Consider the following 17916-nt stretch of genomic DNA (forward strand, 5'->3'; position numbering starts at 1 on the left):
TGATCGCCCCATGAGCACCAGCACCGAACACGCCCGGCTTTTGCGCCTGGCCACCCGCGCCTCGGTCGGCGTGGCCAGCATCCTGATTATCGGCAAAGCCGTCGCCTGGTGGTTCAGTGGCTCGGTAAGCATGCTCGCCGGGCTGACCGATTCGCTGCTTGACGGCGTGACGTCGCTGCTCAACCTGCTGGCGGTGCACTACGCGCTGCGCCCGGCGGATGATGACCACCGCTATGGGCATGGCAAGGCGGAATCCCTGGCGGGCATGGCCCAGGCGCTGTTTATCGCCGGCAGTGCGGTGTTGATTGCCTTCCAGGCGTACCAGCGCCTGCTGCATCCGGAACCGGTGGGTGCGCCCTGGCTGAGTATCGCGGTGATTGTGCTGTCGCTGGCCCTGACCATGGCGCTGCTGGTCCTGCAACACCGGGTGATCCGCGAAACCGGCTCGAACGCGGTGCGCGCCGACTCGCTGCATTACCGTTCGGACCTGTTGCTCAATGGCAGCATTCTATTGGCGCTGGTGCTGGCGGCCTTCGGTTTGCATCAAGTCGATGCCTGGTTTGGCCTGGGGATCGCCGCCTACATCCTGTGGAGTGCGATCCTGATCGCCCGGGAAAGTTTTTCCGTGCTGATGGATGAAGAACTGCCAGTGGCGGTCAGCCAGCACATGCTGGAGCTGGCCCGTAGTGTGCCCGGCGTATTGGGCGCCCATGACTTGCGCACACGGATTTCCGGCAACCACTGGTTTGTGCAGTTGCATCTGGAGTTGCCGGGAGAGTTGAGCCTGTCGGTGGCCCACGGCATCAGTGACCAGGCCGCCGATGCCATCCATCAAGCCTACCCACGGGCCGAGGTGCTGGTACACACCGACCCGCAGGAAGTGGTCACGGGCAACAAGGCCTAGTAAGTCACCTGATACCCGCGGCTGCTCAAGCAGTTGCCCTGGGCCTGGCGGTAGGTTTGCACCACCGCAGGTGCCGGCGCGTAGGTAACCGTCTGGGGGTCGAAACCACTCTGCTGCACCGCCCAGCGATAACAATCGTAGCCATCTTGCTGCACCTGGGCGGGCGATTGGCCATTGGCGGGATACGCCACCACGTCATACCCGTTGCCCTGGGGCGCCGGCTGTGGCGGCAGGCTGGCCACCGGCGGTTGCACCACCACGTACTGCTGGGTGCTGGTCTCGTAGCTGTAGTAGGCGCCGGCAGCGAGGAAAAACAGCGCGCTGCCCACCCACACTTCCCGCGCATAGTCCGGCAGGTAATGCACACGAATCCCGTAGGGCGGCGTGACCACTACGTAGCGCGGGCCTTGGGGCCGGTACCAATAGCCCCCCGAGAAGAAATAATCCTGGCCGCGATAAGGCACGCGGTAATTACGGTCGGGGAAGCGGTCCACCGTGTAGCCGGGCCGATACTGCGGGCCGGGGCCCCAGCCATTGCCGTGGCCGTCGGGGCGGCCTGGCCAGCGATTGTCATTGGGATGGCCATCGTAGCCAGGGCGCGAACCGGGGCCGCCGGCTTGCCAGTGCTGGTTGCCATCATCGCGCCGAGGAATGTCGCGGTAGTTGCCCTGGCGCGGTTCCTGGGTCTGGCCGACGGTGTCGGGCCGGCCCTGGATCGGCAGATTGCTCCCCGCCTGCGATGCCGGGCGCGGAGCTTGACCGCCTTGAGGGCGAGCCTGCCACTGGCCATTTTGGCCACCGCGCTCACCCTGTTGGCGGTGCTCAGGAAGCGGCGGATTGCTCTCCGGCCCCCGCTCACGCTGCCCACCCCCGCCCTGCGGGCCTTGCCCCTGGCGTGGAGAGTTGTCTCGTTCGTCGGCCATCACCTGCGTGCCGAAGGTGACCATCAACACCCCTACACCTGCCAAACGCCAGATGCGCTTCATGCTATTCCTCACTGCGGATTAGGGCCTGTGCATGAGACTGGAAAAGCCGGGCCCGGTTCTGCAACAGGTTATCAGTCACCTGAACAATTTTCGCCGGCAAAAGAAAAGGGGCGACCCGTCGGTCGCCCCTTGAGAACTTCGTCCTGGCTCAACGCTTATGACGTTGGCTCACCTCACGCCGTCTTGTGGACAGTGTGCAGCCCGGGGGCCGGCACAACCCGGTGGGGTTGGCGGGCCGCAGCCGGCCTGATTGGGCGGGCTGCAGTGGACTCTATGTCCGGGCAGTGATTCTGTTGGTAATCATAGGCGCGAGGCGCCGGCAGATGATTGCGAAGATTGCGTCAATAAACAGTGCTTGCGCAATTTTTAACCCTGGATAGATAATTCGCAGCAATAGTTACGACAAAGGCCAGCCCCATGAGCAAACTTGACCGATACGACCTGAGTATTTTGGCGGAATTACAGCGCGACGCGAGGATCTCCAACCAGGAGCTGGCCGAGCGGATCGGCCTGTCGCCATCACCCTGCTCACGCCGGGTCAAGCAATTGGAAGACGACGGCTACATCTCACGCCAGGTCGCCCTGCTCGACCGCAAGATGCTCGGTCTGAGCCTAACGGCCTACGTATTGATCGGTATGGACCGACACACACCCGAGCGTTTCGAGAACTTCGAAGCCGCCATCCGCACCTTGCCGCAAGTGCTGGAATGCAGCCTCGTCACCGGGATGGATGCCGACTATCAGCTGAAAGTGGTGGTGCCGGATATGGATCACTATCAAAAACTGCTGCTGGGGCACCTGACCCGGATCGAAGGTGTGACCAGCGTGCGCTCCAGCTTTGTGCTGAACCAGGTGCTCAACAGCACCGAGTTGCCGTTGACTCACCTGCGTACCTAAGACTCACCACCAAACCCATGTAGGAGCTGGCTTGCCGGCGATAGCGGACTGTGTGCTGGCCTATCAGCGACTGAAACACCGCTATCACAGGCAAGCCAGCTCCTACATTTTGAGCGTGTTCAGGCGGTGACACCAGGGTGCGACGCACCGACGCAGGTCAACTGTGCACCGGCCGCCTTGCCTTATACTTCGCCCCTGCCTTTGTCGGAAGTTGCCCAATGAATTCGATTGACCCTGTGCTGTTTGAAGAATGGATGATGACCGGACTGGTCACCCTCCTGATTATTTTCATGGGTTTTATCGTCTGGGACCTGGCGAAGAAATCCAAGGCCGGGCGCTTTGGTTCGCTCATTCTGTTCTTCGTGCTGGGCCTGGGCGTGGCCGCGTTCATCATCAAGAGCGTAGTGATCGGCCTGATCGAATCCGGAGCGTTATAAGCGCGCCGGCACTTCGCGGTACTGGCCCTGGTCGAGACCTTCAATCGACCAACCGCCGATTTTCACCCGCACCAGGCGCAAGGTCGGCAAGCCCACGGCGGCGGTCATGCGCCGCACCTGGCGGTTGCGCCCCTCGCGAATCACCAACTCCAGCCAATAGGTCGGCACGTTTTTACGAAACCGCACCGGCGGGTTGCGTGGCCATAGGGTCGGCTCATCCAGTCGCCGGGCTTCAGCCGGCAGGGTCATGCCATCGTTCAACTCCACGCCTGCGCGCAGGCGTTGCAGATGCTCCTCAGTGGGCTCACCCTCCACTTGCACCCAATAGGTTTTCGCCAGTTTGTGCTTGGGGTCGGCAATCCGAGCCTGTAACTGGCCATCGTTGGTCAGCAGCAACAGGCCTTCACTGTCCCGATCCAGGCGCCCGGCCGGGTAGATGCCGGGAATATCGATGAAATCCTTGAGAGTCGCACGCCCACCTTCGTCACTGAACTGGGTCAGCACATCAAAGGGCTTGTTGAACAGGATCAACTTCGGCTCGGCCGGCGGCGCTTTGGCGAGACGGCGAGCAGCGGTATGCACAGGTTTCACGCCAGGGCGGCGCGAATCGGGACGGGCAGGACGGGACATGGCAACGGAACATCTAACGGTCAGGACCGACCATGCTAGTGGCCTGACCGTTAAATAACCACCCCGCTATTCAGCGGAACGGCGGCTCGTCAAAGCTGCGCAGTTTGCGTGAGTGCAGTGAGTTGAGTTCGGTGCGCAACAAGTCCACCGCCTCAATGCCGATTTTCAAGTGCTGGCTCACGGCCCGCTCATAGAACGCGTTGGCTGAACCTGGCAACTTGATTTCACTGTGCAGCGGCTTGTCCGACACACACAGCAATGTGCCGTACGGCACCCGCAATCGGTAGCCTTGGGCGGCGATGGTGCCGCTTTCCATATCCACCGCCACGGCGCGGGACAGGTTGATCAGCGGCCGCTCCTGGGCCCAGCGCAGCTCCCAGTTGCGGTCGTCGTAGGTCAACACGGTGCCGGTGCGCAGGCGCTTTTTCAGCTCCTCACCCTTCTCGCCGGTGACATTGGCCGCCGCTTGCTGCAACGCCATCTGCACTTCGGCCAGGGCCGGGATCGGGATGTTCGGCGGCACCACACGGTCCAGAATGCCGTCGCGACGCATATATGCGTGGGCCAACACATAGTCGCCAATGGTCTGGGATTGGCGCAGGCCACCGCAGTGGCCAATCATCAACCAGCAATGCGGGCGCAACACCGCCAGGTGGTCGGTGATGTTCTTGGCATTGGACGGGCCGACACCGATATTGACCAGCGTCACACCATGGCCGTCACTGGCCTGCAAGTGGTAGGCCGGCATCTGATAGCGGTGCCAGACCACGCCTGCGGCAATGGCAGACGCTTCGCCATGGTCCATGCCTTTTTCGATGATCACGTTACCCGGCAATACCATGCGGATAAAGCGTGGATCACTGCGCAACTGCTCCAGGCCATGGACGATGAACTGGTCGACATAACGGTGGTAGTTGGTCAGCAGAATCCACGGCTGCACATGCCGCCAATCACTGCCGGTGTAGTGCACCAGGCGGCGTAGAGAGAAATCCACACGGGCCGCGTCGAACAGCGCCAGGGGTAGCGGGTCGGTGTTTTCCCAGTCGTACAGGCCATCGGCTATGCCATCGGTGGCGGCCGACAGGTCGGTACTCGGGAACACCCGCGCCAGGGTCGCGGCTGTCACGCCGGAGCCAGCCAGCTCGTCGCCCTGCTCCACCACATACGGGTACGGGATGTTCTGCTGGCTGACGCCCACTTCCACCGTCACGGTGAAGTCGTGCATCAGCGGGACCAGTTGCTCCAGCAAGTATTTGCGGAACGCCGCCGGGTGGGTGACGGTAACACTGTAGGTGCCCGGCAATTGCACCTTGGCATACGCCCGGGTGGTCTGTGGGACTTCGCCATGGCAGTGGTAGGTCAGACGCAATTCCGGGTAGCGAAACAACGCACGTTGTGCGGCGTCGGGCTCGACGCGGTCCTTGAGGTATTGCTTGAGAGCCTGGTTGAGCGCGCCGGTAGCACGCTCATGCAGAGCGGCCAGCCGGTCCACGGCCTCTTCGGCGGTTTGAACGACAACAAAAGCTTCGGTCACGGTAAGCATCCTGTGTTCTGACGTGCAGGCCTTCATCTTGCCTGCATCGCTGCCAGACGCAAACTCTGAATTGGCATGCCTGGTTATCCATAGGCTGACCTACCCAATCTCTGAATTGGAATGCGTTCAAATGTGGGAGCTGGCTTGCCAGCGCCTACATGTGATCGTGTTTACTCAGGGGTCGAGCGGGCGACGATGGCCTGCACATCCACACCCCGCGGCAAGGTGCCGTATACCCGCCCCGACGACTCACCCAAGCGACTGGCCATAAACCCATCGCTGACACTGGCATTGCCCGCCTCCAGCAACAACTTGGCCTGCAACGCCACGGCGATATCCTCAGTCAGTTGGCGCGCCCGGTACTGGATGTCCTGGGTGTCCATAAATGCCAACTTCAGTTGCTCGATATGCCGCGCCAGACGTTTATCGCCATGCCCATCGCCCAACTCGGCAAACAATGTCTCCAGCACCCCGGGCTCTTTCGACAAGGCCCGCAGCACGTCCAGGCATTGCACGTTGCCTGAACCTTCCCACGTCGAGTTGACCGGCGCCTCACGGTACAAGCGCGGCAGGATACTGTCTTCGACGTACCCGGCGCCGCCCATGCATTCGGCGGCTTCGTTGATCATCGCGGGGGCACGCTTACAGATCCAATACTTGCCAACCGCCGTCACCAGCCGTGCGAACTTGGCCTCCTGCTCGTCATCCAGATGATCCAGCGCCCGCCCCATGCGCAAGCTCAAGGCCAGGGCCGCCTCGCTTTCCAGGGCCAGGTCGGCCAGCACGTTCTGCATCAAAGGCTGTTCACTGAGGACCCGGCCACCCACCAAACGATGGGCGCAATGATGGCTGGCCTGGGTCAATGCCTGGCGCATCAAGGCGCTGGAACCGACCATGCAATCGAATCGGGTCATCGCCACCATCTCGATAATGGTCGGTACGCCACGGCCTTCTTCGCCGACCATCCAGGCCAGGGCACCGCGAAATTCGACTTCGCTTGAGGCGTTGGAGCAGTTGCCGAGCTTGTTTTTCAGGCGCTGGATATAGAACTGGTTACGTGTGTCGTCCGGGCGCTGCCGGGGCAGCAGGAAGCAGGTCAGGCCCTTGTCAGTCTGGGCCAGGGTCAGGAAGGCGTCGCACATCGGCGCCGAGCAGAACCATTTATGCCCCACCAATTCATAGGGCTGGCCAGGGCCGCCGGCGCCTACGGGATAGGCACGGGTGGTATTGGCACGCACATCGGTGCCCCCCTGTTTTTCGGTCATGGCCATGCCGATGGTCGCGCCGGCCTTATGGGCGATGCCAACATTGCGCGGGTCATATTCGGTGTTGAGGATTTTTGGCAGCCAGGTATCGGCCAAATCCGGTTGCAGGCGTAGGGCCGGTACGCAGGCGAAGGTCATGGTCAGCGGGCAACCCGTACCGGCTTCGGCCTGGCTGTGCAGGTAGGTCATGGCCGCGCGGGCGACATGGGCACCCGCCTGGGGATGGGCCCAAGGCAACGACGGCAGGCCATGTTCAACGGCGGTGCGCATCAGCTCATGATAGGCCGGATGAAACTCCACCAGGTCTATGCGGTGACCATAGCGATCATGGCTGCTGAACACCGGCTTGTTCTGATTCGCCAGGAACCCCGCCGCCATCAACGGCCCTCCCGCCAACGCGCCATAGGCATCGATACGCGCCTCGGCCCAGCCCGCGCCAAAGCGCCGCGACCACTCCTGCAGGGGCACGTCGAGGCGATACAGATTGGCGCCGTCCAATGACGGCGGCTGGTTGGTAACGTCGTGGGTTTCAGCGAACAGGTGCAGATTCATGACGGGCCTCCTGATAAAAGGCCACGTTCATTGAGGCCTTGAATTCAGTTAAGCATCGTCACCAGGCTTAAAAAAGTGGCATATACGCCTATATGCCGGCGCTTTCGCCCTCTAGCGGGCACAGCAGGCGCCGTCGCAAGACGGCCTGCAACAGCTCGAACCGCACAGGTTTGAGCAACTGCTCGGTAACACCGACGCCGTGACAATGCTGGCGTGCGCTGCCTTGCAGGGAGTCGCTCAAGGCGATCACCGGCAGCTCGCCGCAGCCAGGCAAGGCCCGGACCTGGCAACACAGAGTGAAGCCATCCTCGGTCACATCCAGCAACACCGCATCAAACGTCCCATCCTGCAGCATCGCCAGGGCCACGGGGCCACTATCCGCCACTTTCACCCGGTAACCGAGCTTGAGCAGCATGCCACGCAAGACCAATTGCGTGACGCTGTTGTCGTCCACCAGCAGCACCGTGCAGTCCTGTGGCTCGCGATGCAAGCCCACCGCCCTGGCCGGCTCCGGCGGCACCGCAATGACGGGCACCTCCAACTGGAAACGGCTGCCTTTGAGCGGTTCGGAATGATGGGTCAGGCGCCCGCCGAGCAATTCGATCAACTGCCGGCAGATCGCCAGGCCAATGCCCAGGCCGCCATACTCGCGAGTGGTCGAGCCATCCACCTGGAAGAAACGCTGATACAGGGTTGCCTCATCCAACTGCGCAAAACCGATTCCGGAGTCGGTGACAATAAAGGTCAAATGCAGATGGCCATCAGCACGGGGCACGCCCACCACGCGCACGCGCACCGCACCTTCGTGAGTAAACTTGAAGGCGTTATCCAGCAGGCATTCCAGGCACTGCATCAGTTTGCCAGCATCGCCCTCCAGCCGATCCGGCAACTCGCCTGCCACATCAATGGAAAACTCCAGGCCCTTGGCTTGAGCATTACCCAGGAACTGCTGGCGCAAGGTGTCGAGCACCCCGCGCAGGCTGAACACCTGCGGTTGCGCGCCAAGGCGGCCGGCTTGCAGTTCGGTGAGGGTGAGGATGCCGTTGACCATGCGCATCATGTCCCGCGCCGAGCCCGCGGCGGTTTGCTGGTACTGCGCCAGGTCCCCGGCCAGGGGCACGGTCTGCATCAATTCCAATGAGCCGATCACCCCATTCATCGGGGTACGCAGCTCATGGGTCAGGGTGGCGAGGAATTCGTCTTTCAACAGGTTGCTGTGGGCCAGTTGCTGGTTGAGCACTTCCAGTTTCTGGCTGGCATCAAACAGGATTTGCGCCTGCTGTTCGCGCATCGCGTTGATCCGATCAGCCAGGGCCAGGGATAACAGGGCGACTTCGACGGCCGAGCCGATCTGGCTGGAATACATGGTAAAAAACACATTCGGCAGGTAGCCCAGCACCATCATCGTGTTGACCACCCCACCGATCAGGAACGCCGACCAGGCGATGATGAAATACCGTGCCACGCGCTGGCCGCAGCACCAGGCCTTGATCCCGGCGACAAAGATGGTCGCGGTAAAAATCAGCGCCAGTGCGGTCGCCAGGCGCAGGGCCAGGGCATAGCTGGTCATCAGCGACAACAACATCACCACCCCACCGGTACCCACCAGTACCAGCAGCAGCCGGTCAAGCCAGCGACTGTAGAGGGCGGTATGCAGGAAGCTGCGGGCAAACAGGCTGCCGAACAACGCCGACGCGCCGATCAGAAATGGCGTCGCGGCATTCGCCCACCAGGGGTTGTCGGGCCAGAAATACTCCACCGCCGCGCCATTCACCGAGAGCTGGTACATGCCGAACGAGGCAATATAGAGGATGTAATAGAGGTAGCTGGTGTCGCGCACGCTGAGGTAGATGAACAGGTTGTACACCAGCATCCCCAGCAGCACGCCGTAAATCAGGCCCAGCACATACAGGCGCAGCGGTTGCTCCTCCAGGTACGCAGTGCTCGACCATAGGGTCAGCGGCGCCTGGATCGAGCCTTCGCTTTGCAGGCGCAGATAGAGGGTTTTCTGCTCACCCGCCTTGAAGTCGACATCGAACAAGTAGTTGTTCTGGCGAATCTCCCGGCTGGCAAAGGGCAATGCATCGCCGGTGCGCCCGGCCAGGCGGTAGCCACCGGCACCGTCAGGGACGTACAACTCAAGATGATCAAGGGGCGGATAGGCCAGCTCCAGCAGCCAGGCGCGCTGAGCGTGGGGATCCTTGGGCAGGTAATGCAGGTCGACCTTGAGCCAGAACGCCGAGCGTGAATAGCCGGCATTGAGGGTGTCTTTATCATGGCGGATGTAGCGACTGGCCATTGCTGTGGAACGGGCATCGGTGAGGGTGACGCTGCCACTCGGATCTTCGAGCACTTGCATGACCCGGCCCAGGGGTAGGCTTCGGGTAGCTTCATTGAACTCGACGGCGCTAGCCAGCATCGGCAGCCCGCACAAGAGAAACATCAGCAAATAGCGCATAGAGCCCCAGCGTGGCCTGTCCGGTTATGTCAAAAGCCCCCATTCCTTTTGAGAAGACGTATACCGGCGATACATTAAGTTGTTTGGATCCACTCTAGCATAGCCGGTAAAGGCCAAAAGACACCATTGATATAATTTTTTGAAAGGCTCTAGAACGGGCCTTACAGCGAAATTACGACTAAAAACGGATGATAGCTCATGGCCATTTTCCCGGGTGTTTCGACCAAAAATACAAGCGCTGCCCAACGGCCACGCTAAAAGCGTTTGGTGGTAAGCTCGCGCACCATGAATATCTACAGCTCTCGCCCCGTTGTCCTCTGTCTCTCCGGCCATGATCCCAGTGGTGGCGCCGGCTTGCAGGCAGATATCGAAGCCCTGCTCGCCCAAGGCTGTCACGCAGCCCCGGCCGTGACTGCGCTGACCGTGCAGAACACCGTGAATGTCAGCGATTTCCGCGTGCTCGACCGCGAGTGGGTGCTGGCCCAGGCCAACGCCGTGCTTGGCGACTCTGAAGTTGCGGCGGTCAAGCTGGGCATGCTCGGCTCCACCGTGATGGTCGACACCGTGGTCGAACTGCTCCAGCAGCACCCGCACCTGCCGGTGGTCTGCGACCCGGTGCTGCGCGCCGGCGGCGGTGGCAGCCTGGGCAAGGATGAAGTCGGTTATGCGATGCGCGAGCGGCTGTTGCCGTTGTCGCTGATTGCCACACCCAACCTGCCTGAAGCGCGCATCCTCGCCGAACTGCCCGACGGCACGGCAGACGAATGCGCCGAGAAACTGCTGCCGTTTATCAAGCACCTGTTGATCACCGGCGGCCACGGTGACGAGCATGAAGTGCACAATCGCCTCTACAGCCGCGACGGCACGCGCCGCACCTTCACCTGCCAGCGCCTGCCCGGCAGCTATCATGGCTCCGGTTGCACCCTGGCCAGCGCCCTGGCCGGTCGCCTGGCCCAGGGCGAGGGCCTGGCCAGCGCCGTGGAGTCGGCACTCAACTACACCTGGCGCACCCTGCGGGACGCCGAACAACTGGGCCAGGGGCAATTTGTGCCGCGTCGCCTGCCACTGGATTTCTGTTCGTAATATCAAGGGGCCTGCTCGATGAAACTACGTGGCCTGTACGCCATTACCGATAGCCAACTATTGGCCGGCAAGTTCCTGTCCTACGTCGAGGCCGCGCTGGAAGGCGGCGTGACCTTGCTGCAGTACCGCGACAAAAGCAGCGATGACGCCCGACGCCTGCGTGAAGCCGAGACACTGCGCGAACTGTGTTCGCGCTACAAGACCCAGTTGATCATCAATGACGATGCCGAGCTGGCCGCACGCCTGGGCGTCGGCGTTCATCTGGGCCAGACCGACGGCCCGCTGACCCCGGCCCGGGCATTACTGGGGCGCCATGCAATCATTGGCTCTACCTGTCACAGCCAGGTCGAACTGGCCGAGCAGGCTGCGCGTGAAGGCGCCAGCTATGTTGCCTTTGGCCGTTTTTTCAATTCCAGTACCAAACCCGGCGCCCCGTCAGCCACGGTCCACATGCTCGCCCAGGCCCGCGCCCGCCTGCAGGTGCCGATCTGCGTGATCGGTGGCATCACCCTGGAAAACGCTGCGCCCCTGGTGGAGCACGGTGCCGATCTGCTGGCGGTGGTCCACGGCCTGTTCGGTGCCGACAGCACCCAGGAAGTGACGCGCCGCGCCCGCGCCTTCAACGAACTCCTCAAATCCTGAATTCAGAGAGCCTGCCCATGTCTCGTTCCGAAACCCTGTTTGCCAATGCCCAGAAACATATCCCCGGCGGTGTGAACTCCCCCGTGCGTGCGTTCAAGAGCGTTGGCGGTACCCCGCTGTTCTTCAAGCACGCCGAAGGCGCCTACGTCACCGACGAAGATGACAAGCGCTACGTGGACTACGTCGGTTCCTGGGGCCCGATGATCCTCGGCCACAGCCACCCCGACGTGCTGGACGCGGTGCGCAAGCAACTGGAGCACGGCCTGTCCTATGGCGCACCAACCGCCATGGAAACCGAGATGGCTGACCTGGTGTGTTCAATCGTGCCGTCGATGGAAATGGTGCGTATGGTCAGTTCCGGCACCGAAGCGACCATGAGTGCAATTCGCCTGGCCCGTGGTTTCACCGGCCGCGACAGCATCATCAAGTTCGAAGGCTGCTACCACGGCCACTCCGACAGCCTGCTGGTCAAGGCCGGCTCCGGCCTGCTGACCCAGGGCGTACCGAGTTCGGCCGGCGTACCTGCGGCCTTTGCCAAGCACACCCTGACCCTGCCGTTCAACGACATCGCAGCCGTCGAAAAGATGCTCAGTGAAGTCGGCCAGGACGTGGCGTGCATCATCGTCGAGCCGGTTGCCGGCAACATGAACTGCGTGCCACCGGCGCCTGGTTTCCTCGAAGGTTTGCGTGAACAGTGCGACAAGCACGGCGTGGTATTGATCTTCGACGAAGTGATGACGGGTTTTCGCGTCGCCCTCGGCGGCGCCCAGGCTCACTACGGCGTAACGCCGGACCTGAGTACCTTCGGCAAGATCATCGGCGGCGGCATGCCGGTGGGCTGCTTCGGCGGCAAGCGCGAGATCATGCAGCACATCGCGCCACTGGGCCCGGTCTACCAGGCCGGCACCCTGTCCGGTAACCCATTGGCCATGGCCGCCGGCCTGACCACCCTGCGCCTGATCAGCCGCCCGGGCTTCCATGCCGAACTGAGCGACTACACCACGCGCATGCTGGACGGTTTGCAACAACGCGCCGATGCGGCGGGCATCCCGTTCGTCACCACCCAGGCCGGTGGCATGTTCGGCCTGTATTTCAGTGGGGCCGACGACATTGTCACCTTTGACGATGTGATGGGCAGCGATGCCAACCTGTTCAAGCGCTTCTTCCACCTGATGCTCGAAGGCGGCGTGTATCTGGCGCCGAGTGCCTTTGAGGCTGGTTTCACCTCCATCGCCCATGGCGAAGCCGAGCTGAAACTGACCCTGGATGCTGCCGAGCGTGCCTTCGCTGCACTGAAGTAAGAGAGCCACAACCTGACGTCGCCCCTGGCGGCGTCAGATTTTGCTACCTTGCTTACAGAGATTTCCGCGTTTTTTCGAGAAATCACCTGCAATCCGGCAGATAACTTGCCCACGCAGCAGAAAAACGAGTAAAGACTTTGTAAGCAGAGGCCTGCTTATTTCATAATGCGCGCTTATTGGATCCCCACGTGGCTCCACGCGCCCCGTCAGAGGTAAGTCGATTCCCATGAAACGCACCGGCCGCACCCTGGTTCTGGGCTGCCTGTTGCTCCTTCAACCGCTGCTTGCACATGCACAAGCGGGCGGCAACTCGTTGTTGATCCCAGCGATGGGTCGTTGCACCCTCAATACTCAGCCCGATAGCCAGGCCGAGGCGCTGAGCGCCTGCCAGATCCTGGCCGATGGCGGGGATGCGCAGGCGCAATACGAGTTGGGCGAATTCTTCTACGACGACAAAAACCCTGCCCGTGATCTGAACAAGGCCTTGAGCTTCTTCGAGAAAGCCTCGCTGCAAGGCCATGCCCAGGCACAATTCAAGTTGGGCAGCATGTTCTTCCATGGCGAGGGCGTACCGGCCAATAACGTGCAGGCGTACATTGTGCTGAAGATGGCGGCGGTCAACGGCGCCGAAGATGCGCTGGATACCGCTGACGAAGTGGCCGAGCACATGCAGCGTGATGAGCTGGAAGTGGCGACCCAGGTGCTGGGGCAGATTTTCCGCAATTACTTGCAGGAGTTGCAGAGTGCGGATGGGCGTTCGCCCTTCTCCCCGCTGCCCTGAGTTTGCCTAACCCCTTCTGCTCCTACCTTTGAATGCGTTCCCCTGTGGGAGCTGGCTTGCCTGCGATTGGCGCGAGGTGGTCTGACACCCTACTTCTCAGGCATCGGCATCGGAAACGGCATGACATTGCTCATGCCCCGCGCCTCGCTGATCTTCGGCGTACCCAGGCGCTCGACTTCATCGATGCGCACAATCGAATGCATCGGCACAAAACTGCGCACCACGCCTTCAAACTGGGCCTTGAGTTTTTCTTCGCCTGGATCGACGACCAGTTGCGTACGCTCGCCAAAGACGAACTCTTCTACTTCCAGGAAGCCCCACAGATCACTTTGATAGATCTGCTTGGCGTACATTTCGAACACCTGGCCCTGGTTAAGGAAAATCACCTTGTAGATTGGAGCTTCACGTTTGGTCATGGGGGGCGGGCAGCACATCGGCGGATATAAATGAGGGCGCGAACTATAGCATGGCACCCGATGCACAGTGCTAGGAACCAATGGGCATGCCCCCTATAATGCGCGGTTCTTTACCACCAATTGACGATTCCCATGGCCAAGAAGCTTTACATCGAAACCCACGGTTGCCAGATGAACGAGTACGACAGCTCGCGCATGGTCGATCTGTTGGGTGAACATCAGGCCCTGGAAGTCACGGCTCGCGCCGAAGATGCCGACGTGATCCTGCTCAATACCTGCTCGATCCGCGAACGTGCCCAAGACCGGGTCTACTCCCAACTGGGCCGCTGGCGTGAACTGAAACTGGCCAACCCGGAGATGGTGATCGCCGTCGGCGGTTGCGTAGCCAGCCAGGAAGGCGCCGCCATTCGCGACCGCGCGCCCTATGTCGATGTGGTCTTCGGCCCGCAGACCCTGCACCGCCTGCCGGAGATGATCGACGCTGCGCGTATTACCAAGTTGCCGCAGGTGGACGTCTCGTTCCCGGAAATCGAAAAATTCGACCACTTGCCCGAGCCCCGCATTGACGGCCCGAGCGCCTATGTGTCGGTGATGGAAGGTTGTAGCAAGTACTGCACCTTCTGCGTGGTGCCTTATACCCGTGGCGAAGAAGTCAGCCGACCGTTCGACGACGTGCTCGCAGAAATCATCCACCTGGCCGAAAACGGCGTGCGCGAAGTGACCCTGCTGGGGCAGAACGTCAACGGCTATCGGGGCCAGACCCACGATGGGCGCCTGGCGGACCTGGCCGAGCTGATTCGCGTGGTCGCGGCAGTGGACGGTATCGAGCGCATTCGCTACACCACCTCGCACCCGCTGGAGTTCTCCGACAGTCTGATCCAGGCCCACGCCGAAGTGCCGGAACTGGTCAAGCACCTGCACTTGCCGGTGCAATCAGGCTCGGACCGCATCCTTTCGGCGATGAAGCGCAATCACACAGCCCTGGAGTACAAGTCCAAGCTGCGCAAACTGCGCGCTGCCGTGCCGGGTATCTGCATCAGTTCGGACTTTATCGTCGGTTTTCCCGGCGAGACCGAGAAAGACTTCCAGCAGACCATGAAGCTGATTGAAGATGTGGGTTTCGACTTCTCCTACTCGTTCGTCTACAGCCAACGTCCCGGTACACCGGCCGCCGACTTGCTGGACGAAACGCCAGAAGCATTGAAAAAGGAGCGCCTGAACGCCCTGCAACATCGCCTCAACCAACAGGGCTTCGAGATCAGCCGACAAATGGTCGGTTCGACCCAGCGCATCCTGGTCACCGATTACTCTAAGAAAGACCCCGGCGAGTTGCAGGGACGTACCGAGAACAATCGGATCGTCAACTTCCGCTGCGATAACCCGACGCTGATCGGCCAGTTCGCCGATGTGCACATCGATGCGGCGCAACCGCACTCGCTGCGCGGCTCGCTGCTCCAGTAACCCATCAATACTCCTGACTGATGGAGATCAAAATGTGGGAGCGGGCTTGCTCGCGATAGCGGTGTATCAGTCAATGCATCTGTCACTGATCCACCGCTATCGCGAGCAAGCCCGCTCCCACATGGGAACCGCGCAGCATTCCGATAACTTAAGTGCTTTCGCACACCGTCAGCTGGCGTTATCCTCTATTTCACCTAAACAGCCAAAGGGCGGCTAAAAGCAACCTTGAACGCACCCATAGCAGAACCCCATCGTTTTCTCCTCGAGCCGTTTGAGGCTCGTCGTTTCGCCAATCTGTGCGGACAGTTCGACGAGCACCTGCGTCTGATCGAACAACGCCTGAGCATCGAGATCCGCAATCGCGGCAATCAGTTCGAGCTCATTGGTGACCCCCAGCACACCACGTCTGCAGAAAACCTGCTGCGTCGCCTCTACCGCGAAACCAAGGGTAGCGAGCTGTCGCCGGAAACCGTGCACCTGTACCTGCAGGAATCAGCCGTACAAGACCTGGCCAACAACCCGGTGGCCGAAGCCAGCGTGGCGCTGCGTACCAAAAAAGGCATGATTCGCCCACGGGGCTTGAATCAGCAGCGCTATGTCAAGGAAATCCTCGGCAACGACATCAACTTCGGCATCGGCCCGGCCGGTACCGGCAAGACCTACCTGGCGGTGGCCTGTGCGGTAGACGCACTGGAGCGCGAACAGGTACGACGCATCCTGTTGGTGCGCCCAGCCGTGGAAGCGGGCGAAAAGCTGGGTTTTTTGCCCGGCGACCTGGCCCAGAAGATCGACCCGTACCTGCGCCCGCTGTACGACGCGCTGTATGAAATGCTCGGCTTCGAATACGTGGCCAAACTGATCGAGCGCCAGGTGATCGAGATCGCCCCGCTGGCCTATATGCGCGGCCGTACCTTGAACAACAGCTTTATCATCCTCGACGAAAGCCAGAACACCACGGTCGAACAGATGAAGATGTTCCTGACCCGGATCGGTTTCGGCTCCACGGCGGTGATTACCGGTGACATCACTCAGGTCGACCTGCCAAAAGGCACCAAATCGGGCCTGGGCCAGGTGATCGAAGTGCTCAAGGACGTGCCGGGCATCAGCTTTACCCATTTCATGCCCAAGGACGTGGTGCGCCACCCGTTGGTCCAACGCATTGTCGAGGCCTACGAGCGCTTCGAACATCGCGACGACGGACTGTCGAAGGACAACCGCCGCGATGCTTGAGCTTGACCTGCAACTGGCCACCCAAGCCCCAGCCCCCAGCGAAGCGCAGTTTCGCCAATGGTGCTCACTGGCCCTGCGCCAGCGCACCGCTGACTCGGAACTGACCATTCGTCTGGTGGACGAACCTGAAGGCCGCGAACTGAATCACACATGGCGCCAGAAAGACTACGCGACCAATGTGCTGTCGTTTCCCGCCGATGTACCGGACGAACTGCTGGATATCCCGCTGCTGGGTGACCTGGTGATCTGCGTCGCGGTAGTGGAGCGTGAGGCAAAGGAACAAGGCAAGGACCTTGAGGCCCACTGGGCCCATCTGGTCATGCACGGCTGCTTGCATCTGTTGGGCTACGACCATATAGATGATGAAGAAGCCGAAGAAATGGAAGCACTGGAACGAACGTTGCTTGCAGAGTTGGGGCATCCCGACCCGTATGCAGACGACGAACACTAATCGACACTCAACTGAAACAATCAAGGATTTAGAGTAATCGCTATGAGCGAAGACCGATCGAGCAACGGGCAAAAGTCATGGCTGGGCAAACTGACCCAGGCTTTTGCCCACGAGCCGAAAAACCGCAAGGAGCTGCTGGAGCTTCTGCGCGAGGCCCATCAGAACAAGTTGCTGGACAGCGAAGCGCTGGCCATCGTCGAAGGCGCCATCCAGGTGGCTGACCTGCAAGTACGGGACATCATGGTCCCGCGCTCGCAGATGATCAGCATCAAGGCGACCCAGACCCCACGGGAGTTCCTCCCGGCCGTGATCGATTCGGCGCACTCGCGCTACCCGGTGATCGGCGAAAACCATGACGAGGTCATGGGTGTCCTGCTGGCCAAGGATCTGCTGCCGCTAATCCTCAAGGAGAACGGTGACAGCTTCAACATCAAGGATCTGCTGCGCCCAGCCACGTTCGTGCCTGAATCCAAGCGCCTGAATGTGCTGCTGCGCGAGTTCCGCGCCAACCACAATCATATGGCCATCGTCATTGACGAATATGGTGGCGTCGCCGGCCTGGTGACCATCGAAGACGTGCTGGAACAGATCGTCGGCGATATCGAAGACGAACACGACGTCGAAGAAGACAGCTACATCAAGCCACTGCCCAGCGGTGACTTCCTGGTCAAGGCGCTGACACCGATCGAGAACTTCAACGAGTTCTTCGACAGCGAATTCTCCGACGATGAGTTCGACACGGTCGGCGGCCTGGTGATGAGTGCATTTGGCCATCTGCCCAAGCGTAACGAAACCACCGAGATCGGTGCCTATCGCTTCCGCATCCTGAATGCCGATAGCCGACGCATCCATTTGATCCGCCTGACACCTATTGCCCGCTAAGGACTG

Annotated in this window: 17 protein-coding genes; 11 read left to right on the top strand and 6 right to left on the bottom strand. The window is 61.0% G+C overall.

The features are described from left to right. The first annotated feature begins 10 nt into the window (after nucleotides 1-10). On the top strand, nucleotides 11-904 hold the full coding sequence (locus tag HZ99_RS13095; RefSeq protein ID WP_038443548.1) for a cation diffusion facilitator family transporter: 894 nt from the start codon (nucleotides 11-13) through the stop codon (nucleotides 902-904). Here the strand turns inward: HZ99_RS13095 and HZ99_RS13100 are convergent. Continuing rightward, nucleotides 901-1890 carry a DUF6515 family protein gene (locus HZ99_RS13100; protein ID WP_038443549.1) on the bottom strand — a complete coding sequence of 330 codons (990 nt, stop codon included), beginning with the start codon at nucleotides 1888-1890 and terminating at the stop codon, nucleotides 901-903. The genes HZ99_RS13095 and HZ99_RS13100 overlap by 4 nt on opposite strands. 417 nt (nucleotides 1891-2307) lie before the next feature. On the opposite strand from HZ99_RS13100, the gene HZ99_RS13105 reads away from it, so the two are divergent. Beyond that, entirely contained in the window at nucleotides 2308-2787 is a 480-nt protein-coding gene (locus HZ99_RS13105) for an Lrp/AsnC family transcriptional regulator (protein WP_003176264.1), read from the top strand. A 227-nt stretch (nucleotides 2788-3014) separates the two neighbouring features. Beyond that, a complete protein-coding gene (locus HZ99_RS13110) occupies nucleotides 3015-3224 on the top strand; it encodes a DUF2788 domain-containing protein (RefSeq protein WP_038448064.1) in 210 nt (69 codons plus the stop codon). Here the strand turns inward: HZ99_RS13110 and HZ99_RS13115 are convergent. From HZ99_RS13115 to HZ99_RS13130, 4 genes are all read right to left on the bottom strand, one after another. Then, a complete protein-coding gene (locus HZ99_RS13115) occupies nucleotides 3219-3854 on the bottom strand; it encodes a pseudouridine synthase (protein ID WP_038443550.1) in 636 nt (211 codons plus the stop codon). The two genes, HZ99_RS13110 and HZ99_RS13115, sit on opposite strands and share 6 nt — an antisense overlap. 70 nt (nucleotides 3855-3924) lie before the next feature. Beyond that, the gene (amn, locus tag HZ99_RS13120; RefSeq protein ID WP_169851182.1) at nucleotides 3925-5424 is read right to left on the bottom strand and encodes an AMP nucleosidase; all 1500 of its coding nucleotides are present in this window, start codon (nucleotides 5422-5424) and stop codon (nucleotides 3925-3927) included. A 134-nt stretch (nucleotides 5425-5558) separates the two neighbouring features. Then, nucleotides 5559-7205, bottom strand: coding sequence for an acyl-CoA dehydrogenase family protein (locus HZ99_RS13125; RefSeq protein ID WP_038443551.1), 1647 nt, complete (start codon nucleotides 7203-7205; stop codon nucleotides 5559-5561). Nucleotides 7206-7293: 88 nt separating this feature from the next. Then, on the bottom strand, nucleotides 7294-9663 hold the full coding sequence (locus tag HZ99_RS13130; RefSeq protein ID WP_038443552.1) for a hybrid sensor histidine kinase/response regulator: 2370 nt from the start codon (nucleotides 9661-9663) through the stop codon (nucleotides 7294-7296). A 285-nt stretch (nucleotides 9664-9948) separates the two neighbouring features. Here HZ99_RS13130 and HZ99_RS13135 point away from each other — a divergent pair, with 285 nt between their 5' ends. The 4 genes from HZ99_RS13135 (at nucleotide 9949) to HZ99_RS13150 (ending at nucleotide 13470) form a co-directional block, all read left to right on the top strand. Then, nucleotides 9949-10746, top strand: coding sequence for a hydroxymethylpyrimidine/phosphomethylpyrimidine kinase (locus tag HZ99_RS13135; protein WP_038443553.1), 798 nt, complete (start codon nucleotides 9949-9951; stop codon nucleotides 10744-10746). An 18-nt stretch (nucleotides 10747-10764) separates the two neighbouring features. Then, complete coding sequence (gene thiE / locus HZ99_RS13140; RefSeq protein WP_038443554.1) at nucleotides 10765-11388, top strand: thiamine phosphate synthase; 624 nt, start codon at nucleotides 10765-10767, stop codon at nucleotides 11386-11388. A 17-nt stretch (nucleotides 11389-11405) separates the two neighbouring features. Continuing rightward, nucleotides 11406-12689 carry a glutamate-1-semialdehyde 2,1-aminomutase gene (hemL, locus tag HZ99_RS13145; protein WP_038443555.1) on the top strand — a complete coding sequence of 428 codons (1284 nt, stop codon included), beginning with the start codon at nucleotides 11406-11408 and terminating at the stop codon, nucleotides 12687-12689. Between the two features lie 226 nt (nucleotides 12690-12915). Next, nucleotides 12916-13470 (top strand): tetratricopeptide repeat protein, encoded by a 555-nt coding sequence (locus tag HZ99_RS13150; RefSeq protein ID WP_038443556.1) that lies wholly within the window; start codon nucleotides 12916-12918, stop codon nucleotides 13468-13470. Between the two features lie 89 nt (nucleotides 13471-13559). Here the strand turns inward: HZ99_RS13150 and HZ99_RS13155 are convergent, their stop codons facing one another. Next, nucleotides 13560-13886: a DUF1820 family protein gene (locus HZ99_RS13155; RefSeq protein ID WP_003215457.1), complete on the bottom strand. Its 327-nt coding sequence runs from the start codon at nucleotides 13884-13886 to the stop codon at nucleotides 13560-13562. Nucleotides 13887-14018: 132 nt separating this feature from the next. Here HZ99_RS13155 and miaB point away from each other — a divergent pair, with 132 nt between their 5' ends. The 4 genes from miaB to HZ99_RS13175 all read left to right on the top strand — a co-directional run bounded on the left by miaB (nucleotide 14019) and on the right by HZ99_RS13175 (nucleotide 17910). Next, nucleotides 14019-15347: a tRNA (N6-isopentenyl adenosine(37)-C2)-methylthiotransferase MiaB gene (gene miaB, locus HZ99_RS13160; RefSeq protein ID WP_038443557.1), complete on the top strand. Its 1329-nt coding sequence runs from the start codon at nucleotides 14019-14021 to the stop codon at nucleotides 15345-15347. A 225-nt stretch (nucleotides 15348-15572) separates the two neighbouring features. Beyond that, nucleotides 15573-16577 (top strand): PhoH family protein, encoded by a 1005-nt coding sequence (locus tag HZ99_RS13165; RefSeq protein ID WP_038443558.1) that lies wholly within the window; start codon nucleotides 15573-15575, stop codon nucleotides 16575-16577. Continuing rightward, complete coding sequence (gene ybeY / locus HZ99_RS13170; RefSeq protein WP_038443559.1) at nucleotides 16570-17028, top strand: rRNA maturation RNase YbeY; 459 nt, start codon at nucleotides 16570-16572, stop codon at nucleotides 17026-17028. The genes HZ99_RS13165 and ybeY overlap by 8 nt, the downstream gene beginning before the upstream one ends. Before the next feature lie 42 nt (nucleotides 17029-17070). Continuing rightward, on the top strand, nucleotides 17071-17910 hold the full coding sequence (locus HZ99_RS13175) for an HlyC/CorC family transporter (RefSeq protein WP_038443560.1): 840 nt from the start codon (nucleotides 17071-17073) through the stop codon (nucleotides 17908-17910). Nucleotides 17911-17916: the final 6 nt, after the last annotated feature.

The organism is Pseudomonas fluorescens, assembly GCF_000730425.1.
Taxonomy (GTDB): Bacteria; Pseudomonadota; Gammaproteobacteria; order Pseudomonadales; family Pseudomonadaceae; genus Aquipseudomonas; species Aquipseudomonas fluorescens_X.